Here is a 17,488-nt window from a genome sequence, read left to right as displayed (position 1 = left end):
GACCACTTGTTCCCCCGGCGATGATGGCAGCGATAACATTCCCGGGGCGCCGCGGTCGCGCGCTCGGATCCACTCGACAGCCATCGACGACCATGCGGGCTCATGACTGAGCGCTCCGGAGGGCGACCCGCCCGGCGCGAAGCCGGCCGGCGGCCCGGTGTTATCGATAACATTCAACGTCTTGGCGCGCCCGTGCCGCCCGGTCGGCCCGCGGCGCCCAGAGGCGCGTCGGGCGGACGATCCACTCGCGTTCCTTGAAGTCGCGGGGTCCACGGCGGCACGATCGGCCGACGTCACGAAGCTGAGTCGATCACGCACTCGCACCGGCAATCCGCCGCCCTTTCACACGCTCGCGCCGCCGATCCGCCGGATCCCGGGGACGCCACGAGCCGGCGGCCCGACCCCTGTGGGCCAAGCCGCCGGCTCTTCGTTGCGTTGGCGGGACCGAGCGCGCCGGTCGGATCAGGCTGTCCGGTTGCGGTTGTACAGGGCCTTGGCCCACAGGAAGCAGCCCACCGTGATGACGGCACACCAGACGACCGCGATGAGCCCGTTGGCGCCGATCCCGGTACCGAGGAGCAGGCCGCGAAGGGTCTCCATGACGGGCGTGAAGGGCTGGTAGTCCGCGAACAACCGCACGGCGGTCGGCATCGAGTCGGTGGGGACGAACCCACTGCCGAGGAACGGCAGGAGGATCAGCGGCATGGGCAGGTTGCTGGCCGTCTCGACACTGTCACTGACCAGGCCGAGGGCGACGGACAGCCAGGTCAGCGCAAAGGTGATCATGGCGAGCACGCCGATCGCCGCGAGCCACTCGACCGCGTTGGCGTTGGGCCGGAACCCGACCAGCAGCGCCACGACGGTGACGGCCACGAGGCTGAGCAGGGTCTGCGCCAGGCTGCCCAGTACGTGACCCGTCAGGACCGACGGTCGGAAGATCGACATCGTGCGGAACCGGGCGATGATCCCCTCGGTCATGTCCATCGCGACCGAGATGGCGGTGCCCTGCGCGGCGCTGACCACTGTGATGAGCAGGATGCCGGGGGTGACGTAGTTGGCGTACTGGGAGCGGTCGCCGGACGGGCCGAGGCCGGCGCCGAGCGTGCCGCCGAAGACGTAGACGAAGAGCAGCAGGATGATGATCGGGATGCCGATGAGCAGGAACGTCATCGACGGGTACCGCCGCATGTGCAGCAGGTTGCGCCGCAGCATCGTGCTCGAGTCGCGGACGGCGAGGGAGAGGGTGCTCATCGCGCGGGAGCCCTTTCGTGGTCGGGTCGGCTGGCCCGGGTGTCGGGCTGACCGGTGAGGGTGAGGAAGACGTCGTCAAGGTCGGGGGTGTGCACGGAGAGCCCCGCCACGCTGATCGAGGCGCTGTCGAGCTGGTCGAGCAGGGATCGCAGCGACCCGACCCCGCCGTCACTCGGCACCTGGAGGGTGAGGGCCGCGTCGTCCCGGGTGGCGGCCCCGAACGTCCGGGCCGCCACGTCGAGCCCTTCCTGGTCGGCGAACTGCAGCACGACGTGGCCGCCTGGGATGAGCCGCTTGAGCTCGCGCGGCGTGCCCTCGGCGATGAGCCGGCCGTGGTCGAGGAACGCCACCCGGTCGGCGAGCTGGTCGGCCTCCTCCAGGTACTGCGTGGTGAGCAGGATGGTCACGCCCTCGGCGGCGAGTGCGCGGATGATGTGCCACATGGCCCGGCGGCTGCGCGGGTCGAGGCCGGTGGTCGGCTCGTCGAGGAAGATGACGCGGGGCTCGCCGACCAGGGTCATCGCGAGGTCGAGCCGGCGGCGCATGCCGCCGGAGTACGTGGACACCGGCTTGCCCGCCGCCTCGGTCAGGTCGAACTGGTCGAGCAGGTCGGCGATGCGCCGCCGACCGGCGGCCCTGTCCAGGTGGCACAGGTCGGCCATCAGGGTCAGGTTCTCCCGACCGGTGAGCAGGTTGTCGACGGCGGAGAACTGGCCGGTGACGCCGATCAGGGCGCGTACCGCGTCGGGTTCCCGGGTCAGGTCGTGGCCGAAGACGCGGGCGTTGCCGCCGTCGGCGTCGATCAGGGTGGAGAGAATCTGCACCGTGGTGGTCTTGCCGGCGCCGTTCGGACCGAGCAACGCGAAGATGGTGCCCTCGGTGATCATCAGGTCGATGCCGTCCAGCACGACCTTGTCGCCGTAGGACTTGCGCAGGTCGGTGGCGACGATCGCGGGGTTCATGGAGCTGGTCATGGTCTCCTCATTTGTGGTCGTCGTGCGGGTTGTCAGGCGCGACGGATCGTGATGTCGCCGTAGGAGGTGTTCGCGCGAACCTCGGCCGTCTCGTCGGTCTGCGCCGGGCTGTCGGTCGACTCCAGCGCGTTGTGCACGCGGCCGTGCTTGGAACTGAGGTCGAGCCAGGCGGCGGTCCCGCGACGGATGCCGACCTCGATCGCACCGTAGGAGGTCTGCAGGTCGACCGCCCCCCGGACGACCTCACCCAGCCGGAGGTTCCCGTAGGCGGTGCGGGCCGTCACCGAGGCCGTCGACGCGTCCACTGTGATGTCGCCGTAGGCCGTGTTGATCCGGGCCGCGCCGCCGCTGCGGCCGATCCAGCAGTCGCCGGACGAATTCTTGATCTCGACGGTGCCGTCGACCGCGCCGAGGCGCACCTTGCCGGATGAGACCTTCACCCGGGCGGAGCCCAACACACGCTCGACCGTGACCTCGCCGTGGCTACTGTCGATCTCCAACGGCCCGGTCTCGTCGAGTCGGATGCCGCTGCCGGTCTTGATCAGGCACTCGCCGAGCCGACCCTCGCTGCGGAACGCCGCCCACGACGACTCGGCGTGCAGTCGCGACCCGGTCGGCACCTCGATCAGGACGTCGACCGACGGCCCGGGGCCGAACCCGTAGCGGCGCCAGCTCTTCGGCACCCGGATCAGCAGTTTCCCTGCGGCGTACTCGACCGTGGTCTGTTCGGCGGCGCCCACGTCGGCCTTGCTCGACGGGTCGCGGGGCCGCACGGTCACCACCGTGTCGGTGCGGTCGCTCGCGGCGATCCAGGCATCGCCGATCGGCAGCTCGATCTGGACGGAAATCGGTTCTGGCGTCTCGAAAATAGGCATGGTGGTCTCCCGAACTGTGGTCGGCGGAGGTCGCCGCTGGTCAGCGGCGTGGCGGTGGAAGGGGTACGGAGAGTTAGCGGGCCCAGCCGGTGAAGTGCTGGCCGGAGGTCGGCTCCACCCGGCGTGGTGGATGACGCTGCGTGTCGCCCGCCCCGATGGCACCGGCGACGGCGCGCACCAGCCAGGCGTTGACCGAGAGCCCGGCGCGGCCGGCGGCCTCCTCGACGCTGGCCTTCAGGTGGTCGGGGATCCGCAGGTTGATGCGCGAGGTGCCGCCCTCGTCGCCGTCGGGCGCGGACACCGGCACCGACAGCGGTGGCGGGCCGCTGGGCTCACTCGCCACCTCGACCGGCGGGCTGGCCGGCGTCACCACGAAGTCGGGTTCGCGCCCGCGCAACCGGACGTGCACCGAGCCCGGTGCGAGGTCGCGGGTGATCTCGTCGGCCGCGTCGGACAGCGCTTCGAGCAGCGTGAGACGGGTGGCCGCCTCCAACTGCGCGAAGAGTCGTTCGGCCAGTGCCCGGGCTTCCGGGTCCACGCCCTCCGCAGCCACGGCGAACTCGTTACGCAGGTTCTCGACGTATGACCTCAGCTCCATGACACCATCATGGCACCACTTTGGCTCAGAGTGCAACAGTCATGGCTCAAGAAGACGCCGCCACCTGGCTCCACTGCGGGTCACCTGACTCTCAGAGGTCGCCGAAAAGCCTCCTGACCAGGTGATTCGCATCCTCCTGGCTCAGCCCGGAGGCGACCAGGAGGTCACTGACGGTCGTCCGGATCTGTGCCACCACCACCGCACCAGAGAAGCCAACGCCGTCCCGATAGGCGTGCCCGGCCGTCCGGACCGCCCGTAGCGCCTGCTCCCGGGCCCGGTTCGGCTCGGCGCCGGCGGCGAACTGCCGCTTGAGAAGGCGGACTGCCTCGGCGAGATCGGCCACCGCCGTCGGCAACGACTCCGGCACCGGCTCGCCGTCCTCGATGAGCGTCACCGATCGTCGGATCAGGGTGCCGCTGTTGCGCATCGCCCGGTCGATCGGCTCCGCCGCCTGCGCGTAGCGGCCCACCGGCCCGTGCCGCTGATGCCAGTACACCGGCGACAGGGTGCTCGCCTCTCGGGCGCCCTGGGTCGCCTCGACGAACGCCTTCAACCGGCCCGCGCTCTGCCGCAGCTCACTGCGGGCGGTACGGGCCCGAGCGGCATCCCGCTCGGTCAACGCCTCGGCGGTGGCGTCGAGCTGGGACGCGAGGAGATCCAACGCCGGCCGCGCGGCCCGGTTGAGCACGCGCAGCGGGTTCAACGGCAGCAACACGGCGGTGACCAGCAGCGCCACTCCTCCCCCGACGAGCGCGTCCACGAACCGGGGGATCTCCAGATCCCGGACGGCCGGGCTGAGCGTGGCGATGAGCACCGCCGTCGCCCCGGCCTGGACCACCACCGCAGCGCTCCCCGCGAGGAAGAGCGCGACGACGATCGCCAGCGTGACGATCAAGGCGAGTTGCCACCACCCGGTGCCGATCACCAGGAGGAGCAGGTCGCCGATCAGCACTCCGACGGTGACACCGATGATCAGTTCGACGGTGCGACGCAACCGCTGACCAACCGACGCGGCGAGCGTCGAGACGGCGGAGATCGGCGCGAAGACCGGCTGCGACACCTGCAGCAGCGAATGCGCCACGAACCAGGACAGCCCCGCGGCCAGGCCGGCCTGCAGGGCCAGGCCACCGATGGTTCGCACTCGTCGGACCCGGTCGCGCAGCGCGGCCACCAAGCGGTCCCACCACCGGGCGACGGTCGACGGGCCCGCGTCCGCTCCGCGCCGACCGGCAGCGACCATGGCGGCACCTACCCCGCCACGACCGGGTCAATCCTCGCCGGCACGGCCCGGCCGTCCTCAGCGCGAGGCGAGCGCCTTCTCGGCGTACGCCCAGAGCCGGTCGGCCGCGGCCGGGTCCAGCGCGTGGGCGGCGACTCCGCCGGTGGCGTCGGGACCACCGGGAACGACCTCGGCCTCCTGGTTGTCGTCGAAGTACCGGCCGCCGACGCCGTCGAGCAGTGGTGAGCCGGCGAGCAGCACCGTGGTCGACGCGCCCTGGTCGGGCTTCTTGTAGTACTCCGCCTCGATGAGGTTGCCCGCTTCGTCCATCGCGCCCATCGCCCGCATCGTGTCGTCGTCGATGTGGCGCTGGAGGTTGGTGAAGATGTACCCGGGGTTGAGGGCGTTCGCGGTGATCCCGTCCCCCGCCCACTGGCGGGTGATGCCGACCGCGAGCAGAACCTCCGCGGTCTTCGACTGGCCGTAGGCCGACCACGGATCGTACGGCCGCCGCTCGAACTGCGGATCGTCGAAGTCGAACGGCGTGGCAAGGTGCGCCCCGGAGCTGACCATCACGACCCGGGCCGCCTCGGCGGCCCGCAGATTGTCGTGCAGCCCCCGGGCCAGCGCGAAGTGACCGAGGTGGTTCGTCGCGAGTTGGAGTTCCCAGCCCACGGCGGTCAGCTGGCGGGTCGGGATCGCCATGATTCCGGCGTTGGCCACCAGCACGTCGAGCGGGCCCTGCCAGGCCGCGACGAAGGCGTCGACCGACGCCAGGTCGGAGAGATCGAGGGCGGACGACCGGACGGTGCCCACTGCGGCATCGGTGGCGAACTCCTCGGCGAGCCGGTCAGCCGCCCGAGGATTCCGGGTCGCGATGGTGACGTCGGCGCCGGCCCCGGCCAGCGCGCGCACCGTCTCCACACCGATGCCGGAGGCGCCCCCGGTGACGATCATCCGCTGTCCGGTGAGGTCGACACCGTCGAGGACCTCGGCGGCGGTGGTGCGTGCGTGGAACGGGGTGGTGAGGCGTGGGTTCGCTGTCATGAAACCCAGGCTACGAACGCTCGGATCAGACTGCCTATAGCCTGGAGTCCTTCATACTTTCGTGAGCGTCCAGAAGAGGTGGGGATGGATCCGCTGGAGGATGTCCTGGCCCTGCTCGGCGCGACGAGCCACGTCTCCGCCGGCCTGGTCGGGGGCGGACGCTGGGCGGTCGGTTTCGAACCACCGACGGGGGCCAAGTTCAACGCCGTCCGTCGGGGCCGATGCTCGCTTCGGGTCGACGGCCACCCCGAGGTGATCAACCTCGGTACGGGCGACTGCTTCCTGCTGACCCGACCGGCGGCCTACACCCTCTTCAGCGACCCTGATGTGCCGGTCCAGCCCGCGTACCCGATCTTCACGGCTGCCACCGACGGTGCGGCGCACGTCGGCGACGGTGACGACGTGTTCCTCATCGGCGGTGCCTTCACCCTGGGCGGACGGGCACGCAGCCTCCTGCTCGACAACCTCCCGCCGGTCATCCACGTGCCCGCCGACACCCCGGAGGCCAGTACCGTCCAGTGGGCCCTCGGCGAGATCGACGCGGAGCTGCGATCCACGCGACTCGGCTCCCACCTCGTCGCCGAGCACCTGGCGCTGGTCCTGTTGATCCGAGTCCTGCGGCTGCACCTGGCCCGCCACGAACAGCCCACCTCGGGGTGGCTGGCCGGTCTCACCGACCCGGTGGTCGCTCCCGCGCTACGAGCGATGCACGCACGACCCGCGCACGCGTGGACGGTGGACGAGGTCGCCCGGGCGGCCACCGTCTCCCGGTCGACGCTGGCGGCCCGATTCAAGAAGGTCGTCGGGGTGGGTCCACTGGAGTACCTGACCGGGTGGCGGATCGAACTCGCGGCCGACCGCATCCGGCGCAGCTCCGACACGGTCGCCACCATCGCCCAGGCCGTCGGATACCGCTCGGAGAGCGCGCTCAGCGTGGCTTTCAAGCGCACCACCGGCCTCTCACCGCGCGCCTACCGCACCGAGCTGGCGAGGGAGGGCCGGAACGACGTACCCGAAGCGGCAGTGACCGCCGGTCCGGCCCTGCCTGGGTGGTAGCGCCCCGGCCGGTCGAGATTGAGCGGGTCCGGTTCGGGTAGAACCCGCTGCCGTCACCCGGTCGGCGGCCCCGGCGCGTGCCGTCGAGGCTGGGTCGCGGGACGGACGGCGAGACGCCTCGGGGGGACGTGGGATGGGCCAGAGCGGTTGAGCGGGGCGGACAGCTCCGGTGGCGTCGTGGAGCTACGGGTGCACGGCGTCTCCGGCGCGAGCGCCGCACAGGTGCTGGGCCTGGGACAGACCGCGCAGGTCGCCGGTGACCGCAGTGGTGGGTTCTACCGGCCGCGCCCCCGGTACTCGGACAGCACCGGCGAACACGGGGTGACGCGTGAGGCGTACCGCTGGGGTGACCTGCCCTCCGGGACTGTGGCCCGCACCCTGGCGGTGGTCTTCCTGCTCCCCTTCATGCTTGTCAACGTCGCGATCTGGATGCGCCCGGCGAACCCGAGTTCCGAGGCGACGGTCAAGTCCCTCTGCCGGCTGCTGGCACTCACGCTCACAGTGCTGTACGTGCTCGCCATCGCCGGCGTCGCCCTGGACCTCGTCGGATGGAAGTGTCTGGCGTCGCCGGACTGCCTGGCCGGACGCAGTTGGTTGTCCTGGTTGGGTGGACGGCCGGTCGGACTGCGGCTGGCGGTGCTCGCGCTGGTCCCGGCCGCCGCGATCGGCCTGATCTGGCGGGTCAGCTGCCGACCGGAGCGGACGTTCGAGGCGTTTCGCGCACCCGATGAGGACATCTCCACATCCCGACTCGGCACCCTCGGTCAGTGGGACGCCGAGCCACTGGTGGGCCGGTTGCGCGCCATCCATGTCGCGGTGGCCTTCGCGACGCTGGACCTCGCCCTGCTCCTGGCTCGCGGCGCGAGTGGCGCTTCGGCGGCCACGATCGCGCTGACCGCGGTCACGGGGGTGATCCTGGCGGGCTGCGTGGGGCTGCTCTGCACGCCGCCCCTGATCGACCGGGCCCCCGACGACCGGCGGCTCGACCGGGTCACCCGCACCCTCCGGACCGCTGCCATCATCCTGACCGTGGTCGTCGTGGCGCACGTGCTGACCAGTTCGCAACCCTGGCCAGAGGAGCGGGAGCTCCCCGGCTACGACTCGACGCTGACTGGTCTGTTCGTGGCCCAGACGACGCTGCTGACCGCGCTGGGCGTGGTGCTGCTCTGGCAGCAGCGCCGGGAGCGCAGCGCCATCCCGCTGTTCGGGCTGGGCGCTCTCGTCGTCGCCGCCACCGGGATCAGCATGGCGGTGGCGTACTCGGCCGAACTGGTCGGCCGGGTGGCGGATTTCCTGGATCGCGACGCCCCAACCGTGGAGGGCGTCGCCGCGGGCCCACCCCGGGCCTTCGTCTGGGCGATCTACGGCTTCTTCCGCGCGGTGCTGATCACCGCGATCGTCGCCGGCCTCGTCATCCTGATCTCCCGTCGCGGTCGACGCCGGGCTGGCGAGGGGATCGTCGCGCGCGACTTCCCGAACCCGCCGGCCGAGGCAGGGCCCCGACTGCGGCAGGTCCGAGACGCGATAGCCCGGGCTCGCTTCACCGAGAAACTGGTGCCGTTGGCAGTGGTCTACGGCTGCCTCGCCGGACTCGGCACGGCCACCACCACGATCGGCCTGCTCGGGCAGTTCCCGGGCGACGTCATCGAGCGGAACATTGGATTGCCGGCGGCGGCGACCACGTTCGCCATCGTGTTCGCCAGCTGGGTGATCGCGGCGATCATCCTCGGCCTGATCATCGGCGGCATCTTCGCGTACCGGACCGAGCCGTACCGCCGGCACATCGGTGTCCTCTGGGACCTCGGCACCTTCTGGCCCCGGGCCGCCCACCCGTTCGCGCCGCCCTGCTACGCCGAGCGGGCCGTGCCGGAACTGGTCCGCCGGATCACCTACCTCGTCGAGCGCGGCGACGCGGTGCTGCTCACCGGGCACAGCCACGGCTCGGTCCTGCTCGCCGCCACTGTGCTCCAACTGCCGCCGCAGGTCGGCGACCGGGTCGCCCTGCTCACCCACGGATCACCGCTGCGCCGCCTCTACGCACGACTCTTCCCCGCCTACGTCGACGATGCGGCACTGCACGAGATCGGCCAGCGGGTGGGTTGGCGCTGGGTGAACCTGTGGCGCGACACCGACCCCATCGGTGGCTGGATCTTCTCGCCACGTCCCGCACCCGCGCCGGCCACCACCGGTGACCCGGCCGCCGCTGTGGATCGTCGACAGCGTGACCCCCGTGACGTGGTGACACCCCCCGGGGACAGCGTCGCCCCAGCCATCCACGGGCACTGGCCGGGCGAGTCCGACGAGCCGTTCATCGAGGCGGTACGGGAGTTGGTGCAGCGCCTCGGTGGGCGGGCCGGCCCGCCCGGGACGCCGAGGTAGCGGGCCGGCTCAGCGTTCCCGGCCCGCCCGGGTACGCCAGGCGTCCAGGGCGGTGCCGGCGAGGCGGGCACCGTCGGCCGGGACGAGCGAGCGTTCGCCCAGCTTGGCGCCGAAGTACCTGGCGTCGGGGTCGGCCACCACCGAACGACGGTCCTGTTGGTCGGTGAGGAGGGAGCGGCCCAGTTCGTCGAGGCGGAACTGCTCCGGGCCGGCGACCTCGACCACGGAGTTCGTCGGCGCGCCGAGCGCGACCTCGGCGACCGCGGCCGCGACGTCGTCCGCGGCCATCGGCTGAATGAGCACCGGCGCGAGGTGCACGGTGTCGCCTTCAGTGGCGGTGTCGATGATGCCCTGGAGGAACTCGAAGAACTGGGTGGCGTGCACCACCGAGTACGGGAGTCCGGACGCGACGATGAGCTTCTCCTGGGCGACCTTCGCGCGCATGTACCCGCTGTCCGGGATCCGGTCGCACCCCACGATGGAGAGCGCCACGTAGTGGTTCACCCCGGCGTCCGACGCGGCGGCGAGAAGCGTCCGGGTCGAGGTCTCGAAGAACTCCAGTACGGCGGCGGCCTCGAACGATGGCGAGTTCGACACGTCGACGACGACCTCGGCATCGGTGAGCGCGCCGGCCACTCCCTCGCCGGTCAGGGTGTTCACGCCGGTCTTCGGCGATGCCGGCACCGCCTCGTGGCCCTGGGCGCCGAGGCGGTCCACGAGCTTGGAGCCGATGAGGCCGCTGCCCCCGATCACGACGATCTTCATGGTCGCACCACGTCCTGTCTGCACTGGGTTGAGTCGTGCTGCAAACCAGTAAGACGGAAAGCGTGCGCGGATGCAGGACAATCGCCAGAGAACAGTTCGACGGAGATCAGGAGGTCGACGTGGCCACGGTGTCCCACCCGGTGTTCGCTCGGGTCTACGAGCGGCTCAGCGTCGCCATGGACCGTGCCGGCACTGCGGCGTTCCGCCAGGACCTGGTCGCCGGCCTCTCCGGCCGGGTGATCGAGATCGGCGCGGGCAACGGACGAATGTTCGCCCACTACCCGCCGGGGGTGACAGAGGTCCTCGCTGTCGAACCGGAGCGGCGTCTGCGTGCCGCTGCCGAGCGCGCCGCGTCGGCCGCGCCGGTTCCGGTCACTGTCGTCGACGGTCTGGCCGAGGCGCTGCCCGCCGGGGACGGCGAGTTCGACGCGGCGGTGGTCGCGTTGGTGTTGTGCACAGTGCCCGATCAGGCGAGCGCGTTGGCCGAGATCAGCCGGGTGCTGCGCCCCGGAGGCGAGGTGCGGTTCTTCGAGCACGTGGCCGCCGAGGAGGCCAGCGGTCTGCACCGCGCTCAACGACTCCTCGACGCCACACTGTGGCCGAAGCTGTTCGCCGGCTGCCACACCAATCGCGACACCGTCGCGGCCATCGCCGCGGCCGGCTTCGAGGTCGAGGAGCTGCGCGGGTTCCGTTTCCCGGCCGCCAGCAACAGCCCCTCCTCCCCCTGCGTCCTCGGCCGCGCGGTTAGGCCGGTCCCGACGGTCCGGCAATAGGTCGAGATCGGCTCGACCGCTTCGCCGCGCCCACCCGCCATCCGTGGAAGCGGCGAAACACGAACGCGAAGGTCGATCCAATTCAGATAGTTGCAACCTGGCTATTGTCCCGTTTTGCTCTCATTTGAACACCTGGCGTGATGTGGTGGTCAGCGCGCTTATCGGCGCCATACAGGCCGTATCACGCAGGACGCCACTCGCTGGCCGTCTCCTGCGAGTAGTACCCACGGAGGGTGTTCTGTGACAGCTAAACCCAAGAATTGGCTGCGGCGGCGAGTTGTCCTGCCGTCGCTCGCGGCTGGCGCAGCCGCCACTGTGGCAGCCAGCCTGCTGCTCTTCAGCTCGACCGCCGCCAACGCGCAGGAAGCGCCGGTGAACCTGGGGACGGCGGCCGACTTCTCCGTCCTGGCCGGAGCGGAGCCCACCAACACCGGCCCCAGCTTCCTGGCCCAGAGCCTCGGGCGGTTCCCCGGAAACACCTCGTCCGGCTTCGAAACGGCAACCATCGGCGGCGAGATCCACCTCGGCGACGCTGTCGCGCTCCAAGCTCAGAGCGACCTGACCATCGCCTTCAACGACGCCGCCGGCCGGACCCCGTTCACCAACCTCCCGGCCGAGCTGGGGGGCAACACGCTCAACGAAGGGGTCTACCGGATCGGGGCCGCCCAACTGACCGGACCGTTGACGCTCAACGGCCAGGGCGACCCGTCGGCCGTGTTCATCTTCCAGATCGACTCCTCGCTGACGACGGCGTCGAACAGCAGCGTCGTCCTGATCAACGGGGCATCGGCCTGCAACGTGTTCTGGAAGATCGGCAGCTCGGCGACGATCGGCACCGGCACCACCTTCGTGGGCACCATCATGGCCCAGGCCGCGATCACGATGGCCACGGGAGCGACCCTCCAGGGCCGGGCGTTGGCGCGCACCGAGGCCGTCACCTTGCAGACCAACGTCATCACCGCGCCGATCTGCGCCGGGCCGACGGGCCCGCCCGGACCGACCGGCCCACCCGGGCCCACCGGTCCGCCCGGCAGCCCCGGAGCACCCGGCAGCCCCGGAGCACCCGGCAGCCCCGGAGCACCCGGCAGCCCCGGAGCACCCGGCAGCCCCGGAGCGCCCGGAAGCCCGGGAGCGCCCGGAAGCCCGGGAGCGCCGGGAGCGCCGGGAGCCCCTGGCGCGCCCGGTAGCCCCGGAGCGCCCGGTCCGTCCGGACCCCCCGGACCTCCCGGTCGACCTGGTGGCGGCGGCAAGCACCCCATCCTGCCTGTCACCGGCAGCGGTGCGATCCCGGCCATGACCGGCGTCGGAAGTGTGATGGTCGTGCTGGGCGCTGTCGCGTTCTTCCTGGCCCGGCGTCGACGCCTGGAGTCCTGATCGGTGGCCCGGCCGGTGTGATCCCGGCCGGGCCAGGTCACGTCGTCGGCCCGCTCCCCACCGGGAGCGGGCCGACGACGCGCTCGCCATGGACGGTCAGTCCACAAGCCCCAACCCGCGCATGGCTTCGTCCTCCCGCTCGTGGGACAGGTAGAGCAGAATCTGGGGCCGGGGGTCGCCGAGGCGTACCACGTAGGTCTGCGCGAACTGCGCGCTGCCGGCCGTGCCCCGGGGCGGCGCGAAGTCCAACGTCCACCTGGTCGGCACGAGGACGTACCCCGGTGCGAGATCGAGAACGTCCAGAACCGCCACCTGCGCTCCGGTCAGACCAAACTGCTCGGTCATCGCCGCGTGGCGTTCGTCGAGAGCGGCCCGGTACCCGGCGTCGTTGGTGACGGCCGCCGCCCCGCCCGGGTCGCCCTCGATGTACGTCTCGGCGTAGCTCGCGGCAACGGCGGCGCTGTCGCCGGTCTCGACGGCCCTCGCGTAGGCGTGCAGGAAGGCGATGATCTCGTCGCGTACCGGTGTCTCCGTCGACTTCATCCTCGGTCCTCTCAGTTCGGCGAGTGTCCGCGTGACCTCACCGGCGGGGCAGCCCGGCCAGCCAGACGTCCAGCTCCGCTGGGGAGCGCAGTAACACCACTGGCGGCGCGGACGGGTCGGCCTGCCAGGCCCGCATCCGCCGTCGGGCCCGGCCGAAGGCGGCGACGTGCCACACCAGAATCGAGTCCGAGGACAGCACACTGCTCAGCGACTCGCGGTTGCCGTTGCAGATCACCTCGCCGGTGGCCACCCGGCTGACGGTACGGCGGAGCAACCGCCCGAACGACAACCATCGTGGATAGTCCAGGCCGACGACCAGATCGGCGCGGGCCATCGGGACGTCCCGCCAGCCGTGGTACGCCCCGTCGATGATCCAGCGGTCCCGTCGGCAGACCTCCTCGATCCGGGCGCGTTGCTGGGCGACCGGCACCTCGACCCAGCCCGGTTGCCAGAGCAGGTCGTCCACCGGATACCAGGGCAGTCCGAGGTGGTCGGCCAACCGCGCCGCGAGGGTGGACTTGCCGGAGCCGTACACCCCATAGACCAGGATGCGACGCGGTGCGCTCATCGCGGCAGCGTACGTCGTGAAGAAAAATCGGTTGTCGTGCCCAACACGCCTCGGCCAGAGTGACGTCCATGACGTACTGACGGACTCCACCCCCCTGCTCCGCGCCACCGGTGATGCCTCCCGGGGGCCGTGACGCCGTCCGCCTTCACGTTCGCAGCCAGAGACGAGCCTCCTTGTCCCAGCACCATCTCCCTCGGGAGCCCCTGCCTCCGTCCGCCCCGGCCACCGTCACGGTGTTCGCCTCTTCCGCGAGCTGGATCGAGTCCGATGCGCTCGCACAGTGCCAACAGGTCGCCGCCCTGGACGGCATGCGGCACGTCGCCGCGATGCCGGACCTGCACCCCGGAAAGGGTGCGCCCATCGGCGCGGCCATGGCGTCGACAGTGCTGTATCCGCTCCTGGTGGGCTCCGACATCGGCTGCGGCATCGCCGTGTTTCCGATCACGCTCAAGCGGGCCGTACCGGAACGGCTCGCCGCCCGGTTCCCCGACCTCGACCAGGCGCTCGACCCGGTACGCGACGCCGACGACCCCGCCTGGGCCGCTGTCGACTGTGACGTTCCGGCCGGCCACCTCGACGGTCTCGGAACGGTGGGCCGGGGCAACCACTTCGTGGAGCTGGCCCGCGTCGACACCGTCTTCGACGTACGGCACGCGGGCCGGCTCGGGCTCGACGCGGGCGATCTCGTGCTCATCGTGCACAGCGGTTCCCGTGGTCTGGGCGAGCGGATCCTGCGGGCACACACCGAGGTCCACGGCGCCGGAGCGACGCCCGACCCCGCCGCCTACCTCGAAATGCACGACGAGGCGGTGCGTTGGGGCTCGCTCAACCGCCGGGTGCTGGCCACCCGGGTGGCGCACGCGTTGGGGGCGGAGCCCACCGCGCCGATCGTCGACCAGTGTCACAACCTGGTCGAGGTCCGAGACGGGGTCTACCTGCACCGCAAGGGCGCGGCGCCGGGCGACGGGCGCGATGTCCTGATCGCCGGCACCCGGGGAACGGCGTCCTACCTGGTGGCCGCGCACGCCGGGCCGGAGGCCAACCATTCGGTGGCCCACGGCGCTGGCCGCAAGATGTCGCGCGCCGACGCCCTGCGGCGGGGCCGGGCCAAGCACACGGTCGAGGAGCTACGCCGTACCCCGGTGGGTTCGCTGGTGGTGTGTGGTGACCGGCAACTGCTCTTCGAGGAGGCACCCACGGCGTACAAGCGCATCGAGCAGGTGATCGCCGACCTGGTCGAACACCGGCTGGCCACACCGGTGGTCAGCACGACGCCAGTGGTCACCTACAAGACGCCCGACCTCGGGTCCGCCGCACGCCCGCAGCGGCGGGGCCACCGCGCCCGGCGAGGCCGCTCATGACCACGTTCCTGCTGTTGTCGGCCGGGCGTGGGCCGCAGGAGTGCGCCTGGGCACTGAGCCACCTGCTGCACCGGCTGCGCGACGAGGGCGTCCGCCGAGGTCTGACGGTCCAGCAGGTCGAGGCGGTGCCCGGTGACCCCGCCGGCACCTACCGGTCGGCGCTGATCCGGATCTCCGGCGTCGACGCCGAGGCGTTCGCGGCCTCGTGGACCGGGACGCTGTGCTGGCAGGCCCCGAGCCCGTACCGGTCGGGCGTCGGTCGGAAGAACTGGTACGTCACCGCCCAGCCGCCCGAGCGCGACGCTCGGCCGACGACGTTCCGCGAGATGGACGTCGACATCGTCGCCTGCCGCACCGGCGGGCCGGGTGGTCAACACCGGAACAAGGCCAGCACTGCGGTACGCGCGACGCACCGCCCCTCGGGCCTGGTGGTCGTGGTGGACGAGGAGCGGCAGTTCAGCCTCAACCGTCGGATCGCCCTGGACCTGCTGCGCCAACGCATCGAGCAGGGCGACGAGGCGGCGCGGCGGGCCGTCACCACCGCCCGGTGGCGCATCCACGACGGGCTGGTTCGTGGCGATCCGGTGCGGGTGGAACGTCCGACGCCCCGGTGACCGGGAGGCCCAGCGACTCAGACTTCCAGCACCGCGTCCGCGAATGCCTGCGGCGCCTCCTGCGGCAGGTTGTGTCCGACACCGCCCCCGACGGTCCGGTGCTCGTACGGGCCGGCGAACTGTTTGCCGTAGACGGTGGGCTCCAGGTGCGGCGCACCGTTGGCGTCGCCCTCCAGCGAGATGCTCGGCACCGTGATCGTCGGCTTCGCGGCCAGGCGCTCCTCGATCTCCGCGTACTGCGGCTCGCCGTCGGCGAGGGCCAGCCGCCAGCGGTAGTTGTGGATGACGATGTCGACGTGGTCGGGGTTGTCGAACGCCACCGCGCTGCGGTCGAACGTCGCGTCGTCGAACGTCCATCTGGGCGACGCGGTGTGCCAGATCAGCTTGGCGAAGTCGCGCCGGTTCTTGTCGTACCCTTCCCGACCGCGCTCGGTGGCGAAGTAGTACTGGTACCACCACGCGAACTCCGCCTTCGGCGGCAGCGGGACCGTGCCCGACTTCTGCCCGTCGATCAGGTAACCGCTGACCGAGACCAGTCCCCGGCAGCGATCGGGCCACAGCGCGGCGACGACATCGGCGGTCCGCGCGCCCCAGTCGAACCCGGCGAGTTTCGCGGTGTCGATGTTCAGGGCGTCCATCAGGGCGATGAGGTCGAGCCCCATGGCCGCCGGTTCGCCGTTCCGCATGGCGTCGTCGGAGAGGAACCGGGTCGTGCCATAGCCCCGCAGGTACGGGACGACGACCCGGTGACCGGCGGCGGTGAGCAGCGGTACGACGTCGGCGAAGCTGTGGATGTCGTACGGCCACCCGTGCAGGAGGATCACCGCGTCCCCGTCGGGCGGCCCGGCGTCCACGTAGCCGACGTTCAGCACTCCGGCCTCGACCTGTCGCAGGTCGGTGAACCCGCCAGCAGCCCTTGCCATCGACTTCTCCCCGCGTTCGGACCTGCTCGGATGTGCCGATCACGCCCGAATCTAACGACCCACCGGGAGCCTGAGCACCGTTCACACAAGGACCGCTCGACGGATGCCGAACTGGCTAGGATGACCACGTCCTGCGACGTTCCCGGTGGAGGTCGTGGGGTCGTAACCGGATGACCGTAGGGTGATGGCATGGCTGAGCGACCTCTGACCCTGATGGCGGTGCACGCCCACCCCGACGACGAGGCGACGAGCACCGGTGGCGTGCTTGCCCGCTATGCCGCCGAGGGGGTCACCACAGTGCTCGTGACCTGCACCGACGGGCGCTGTGGGGACGGCCCGGGTGGGGTCAAGCCGGGCGAGGAGGGGCACGACCCGGCCGCCGTGGTGGCGATGCGCCAGGCCGAGCTGGAGGCCAGCTGCGCCACGCTGAACGTCACTCACCTGGAGACCCTCGGCTACGCCGACTCCGGGATGATGGGTTGGCCCACCAACGACCTGCCCGGCGCGTTCTGGACGACACCGGTGGCGGAGGCGGCGGCCCGACTCGCCGAGCTGATCCGGCGGTACCAGCCGGATGTGATCGTCACGTACGACGAGAACGGTTTCTACGGCCACCCGGACCACATCCAGGCCCATCGGATCACCATGGCCGCCGTCGAGCAGACGGACGTCCCGGCGAAGGTCTACTGGACCACTGTGCCGCTTACGGCGTTCGCGGAGTTCGGCCGGATCATGAAGGAGCTCGGCGTCGAGTGGGCCGATCCGGACGCGGCGGCGGAGCCGGGCCCGCAGCTCGGCCTGCCCGACGACGAGATCACCACCTGGGTCGACACGAGCAAGTACGGCGCGCAGAAGTTCGACGCGCTGGCCACGCACGCCAGTCAGACCGAGAACATCTTCTTCCTGCAACTGGGCCAGGAGCGGTTCACCGAGCTGATGGGCGTGGAGACCTTCGTACGGGTCCGGGACCGGACGGGCGCGCCGACCCCCGAGGACGACCTCTTCGCCGGTCTGCGCTGATCGCTCTTCCGTAACGCCACCAGGCATCGTCGGCCACCGGGTCGACGATGCCTGCGCTGTGCGCCGCCGTGACCTCACCACGCGAACCGGCCGCCGAAAGTTTCGACCGCCAGCCCTTCAACGCTGGGCAGGTCATGTGATGAATTTC

17 protein-coding genes are annotated in these 17,488 nt (G+C 71.1%); 7 read left to right on the top strand and 10 right to left on the bottom strand.

The features are described from left to right. Nucleotides 1-462: 462 nt before the first annotated feature. The 6 genes from OHB44_RS11030 to OHB44_RS11005 form a co-directional block, all read right to left on the bottom strand. Nucleotides 463-1,251, bottom strand: a complete 789-nt coding sequence (locus tag OHB44_RS11030) for an ABC transporter permease (protein WP_330440710.1) — start codon at nucleotides 1,249-1,251, stop codon at nucleotides 463-465. Next, entirely contained in the window at nucleotides 1,248-2,225 is a 978-nt protein-coding gene (locus OHB44_RS11025; RefSeq protein WP_330440709.1) for an ATP-binding cassette domain-containing protein, read from the bottom strand. Before OHB44_RS11025 ends, OHB44_RS11030 begins: the two co-directional genes overlap by 4 nt. 32 nt (nucleotides 2,226-2,257) lie before the next feature. Then, a complete protein-coding gene (locus OHB44_RS11020; RefSeq protein ID WP_266303179.1) occupies nucleotides 2,258-3,100 on the bottom strand; it encodes a DUF4097 family beta strand repeat-containing protein in 843 nt (280 codons plus the stop codon). A 73-nt stretch (nucleotides 3,101-3,173) separates the two neighbouring features. Beyond that, entirely contained in the window at nucleotides 3,174-3,698 is a 525-nt protein-coding gene (locus tag OHB44_RS11015; RefSeq protein WP_330440707.1) for a hypothetical protein, read from the bottom strand. A gap of 91 nt (nucleotides 3,699-3,789) precedes the next feature. Then, complete coding sequence (locus tag OHB44_RS11010; RefSeq protein ID WP_238686388.1) at nucleotides 3,790-4,938, bottom strand: FUSC family protein; 1,149 nt, start codon at nucleotides 4,936-4,938, stop codon at nucleotides 3,790-3,792. Nucleotides 4,939-4,995: 57 nt separating this feature from the next. Continuing rightward, entirely contained in the window at nucleotides 4,996-5,964 is a 969-nt protein-coding gene (locus tag OHB44_RS11005) for an SDR family NAD(P)-dependent oxidoreductase (RefSeq protein WP_330440706.1), read from the bottom strand. A gap of 84 nt (nucleotides 5,965-6,048) precedes the next feature. On the opposite strand from OHB44_RS11005, the gene OHB44_RS11000 reads away from it, so the two are divergent. After that, entirely contained in the window at nucleotides 6,049-7,020 is a 972-nt protein-coding gene (locus OHB44_RS11000; RefSeq protein ID WP_330440704.1) for an AraC family transcriptional regulator, read from the top strand. Between the two features lie 177 nt (nucleotides 7,021-7,197). Further along, the gene (locus OHB44_RS10995) at nucleotides 7,198-9,399 is read left to right on the top strand and encodes a hypothetical protein (protein WP_238686391.1); all 2,202 of its coding nucleotides are present in this window, start codon (nucleotides 7,198-7,200) and stop codon (nucleotides 9,397-9,399) included. Nucleotides 9,400-9,408: 9 nt separating this feature from the next. Here OHB44_RS10995 and OHB44_RS10990 read toward each other — a convergent pair whose 3' ends face one another. Continuing rightward, nucleotides 9,409-10,164, bottom strand: a complete 756-nt coding sequence (locus OHB44_RS10990) for an SDR family oxidoreductase (protein ID WP_238686392.1) — start codon at nucleotides 10,162-10,164, stop codon at nucleotides 9,409-9,411. A 119-nt stretch (nucleotides 10,165-10,283) separates the two neighbouring features. Here OHB44_RS10990 and OHB44_RS10985 point away from each other — a divergent pair, with 119 nt between their 5' ends. Together OHB44_RS10985 and OHB44_RS10980 are read left to right on the top strand one after the other, a co-directional pair. Further along, complete coding sequence (locus OHB44_RS10985; protein WP_330440701.1) at nucleotides 10,284-10,937, top strand: class I SAM-dependent methyltransferase; 654 nt, start codon at nucleotides 10,284-10,286, stop codon at nucleotides 10,935-10,937. 240 nt (nucleotides 10,938-11,177) lie between these two features. Continuing rightward, entirely contained in the window at nucleotides 11,178-12,311 is a 1,134-nt protein-coding gene (locus tag OHB44_RS10980; protein WP_330440700.1) for an ice-binding family protein, read from the top strand. Nucleotides 12,312-12,407: 96 nt separating this feature from the next. On the opposite strand, the gene OHB44_RS10975 is transcribed toward OHB44_RS10980, so the two are convergent. Then, nucleotides 12,408-12,854, bottom strand: coding sequence for a YybH family protein (locus OHB44_RS10975; protein ID WP_330440699.1), 447 nt, complete (start codon nucleotides 12,852-12,854; stop codon nucleotides 12,408-12,410). 37 nt (nucleotides 12,855-12,891) lie between these two features. Continuing rightward, nucleotides 12,892-13,422, bottom strand: a complete 531-nt coding sequence (locus OHB44_RS10970) for an adenylate kinase (protein WP_330440698.1) — start codon at nucleotides 13,420-13,422, stop codon at nucleotides 12,892-12,894. A gap of 173 nt (nucleotides 13,423-13,595) precedes the next feature. Between OHB44_RS10970 and OHB44_RS10965 the strand changes: the two genes are divergently transcribed. Both OHB44_RS10965 and prfH read left to right on the top strand, forming a co-directional pair. Continuing rightward, complete coding sequence (locus OHB44_RS10965) at nucleotides 13,596-14,783, top strand: RNA ligase RtcB family protein (RefSeq protein ID WP_330440697.1); 1,188 nt, start codon at nucleotides 13,596-13,598, stop codon at nucleotides 14,781-14,783. Then, nucleotides 14,780-15,397, top strand: coding sequence for a peptide chain release factor H (gene prfH / locus OHB44_RS10960; protein WP_330440696.1), 618 nt, complete (start codon nucleotides 14,780-14,782; stop codon nucleotides 15,395-15,397). Before OHB44_RS10965 ends, prfH begins: the two co-directional genes overlap by 4 nt. Nucleotides 15,398-15,414: 17 nt before the next feature. On the opposite strand, the gene OHB44_RS10955 is transcribed toward prfH, so the two are convergent. Next, a complete protein-coding gene (locus tag OHB44_RS10955; RefSeq protein WP_266303189.1) occupies nucleotides 15,415-16,320 on the bottom strand; it encodes an alpha/beta fold hydrolase in 906 nt (301 codons plus the stop codon). A gap of 189 nt (nucleotides 16,321-16,509) precedes the next feature. On the opposite strand from OHB44_RS10955, the gene OHB44_RS10950 reads away from it, so the two are divergent. Beyond that, on the top strand, nucleotides 16,510-17,340 hold the full coding sequence (locus OHB44_RS10950) for a PIG-L family deacetylase (RefSeq protein WP_238686400.1): 831 nt from the start codon (nucleotides 16,510-16,512) through the stop codon (nucleotides 17,338-17,340). Nucleotides 17,341-17,488: the final 148 nt, after the last annotated feature.

The organism is Micromonospora sp. NBC_00821, from assembly GCF_036347035.1.
Taxonomy (GTDB): Bacteria; Actinomycetota; Actinomycetes; order Mycobacteriales; family Micromonosporaceae; genus Micromonospora; species Micromonospora hortensis.
The sequence above is the reverse complement of the archived record's forward strand: the minus strand, read 5'-3'. Positions and strand labels throughout refer to the sequence as shown.